General features: G+C 65.2%; 1 protein-coding gene. It reads right to left on the minus strand.

From position 1 onward, the window contains the following. Window positions 1-173 precede the first annotated feature (173 nt). Window positions 174-808: RHE_PE00001 family protein (locus EN780_RS35820; RefSeq protein WP_348631295.1), on the minus strand; the 635-nt coding region annotated here is incomplete at its 5' end.

Consider the following 808-nt stretch of genomic DNA (forward strand, 5'->3'; position numbering starts at 1 on the left):
AAACAATCCATCTCGTCACGGCGCTTCACCAGCGGCTCCCTGTCTGGGTCGCGGCCCCCAGTGTCATCGATGTAGAGATGGATTTCGGGATCGGCCATTTCGGATGTTCGCTGGTGTCGAATCGGAATGCGCCAGACGTGGCGCCTCTGTATAGCCGACGATGCGCTGCGCGCCTAAATTATCCCCCAGGCCCGGAAACTTCCCCGGCCTGTCAGCTCGCGCAAGCTGAATGCGCCGACAAGATCGAGCGCGCCCTGCCGGGACACTTTCAACGCCGCCTGTACCATGCTGGTGGAAACCATCGGCCGGGAAAGCACAAGATCCATCAGGGCAGGCAGCTTCGAGCTGGAGCGGCGGCCCCGCAGCACGCGCTCCATCCGCTCTCTGGCGAGAAGCAGGCGATCATGCTCCTTCAGCCCGGCGACGGCCGCCTCGCGGATCGCATCGATGAATGCGGCCACCCGCTCGGTGCTCGCGCGCGACCGCCGGCGCTCACGTGGAATCTTCTGGGCGCCGAGATGCAGGCAAGCGAGATGGTTGGCGGTGACGCCCTCTTCTCGAAGCATCGCGCCAACCAGCAACCCGCCGATCCAGGCGCCGCGCTGCAGCACCTCGATGTCGGCCCAAGCTTCAAGCGCAAGTGCAGCCCGCAGCACCGCCGGCAACTCCGATGTACGATCGAGGACCTGCCGCCATTCGGCAAGGCGGGCGTCCTCGTCCCAGTCGAGATCGTAGAGGATGGAAAGGCGCTCGTCCCCTTGCGGAGTGGTCTTCGGCGGAACAACGTCGCCGGCGAGGAGCCGTGAAG

Source organism: Mesorhizobium sp. M4B.F.Ca.ET.089.01.1.1, from assembly GCF_004022605.1.
GTDB classification, from domain to species: Bacteria; Pseudomonadota; Alphaproteobacteria; order Rhizobiales; family Rhizobiaceae; genus Mesorhizobium; species Mesorhizobium abyssinicae.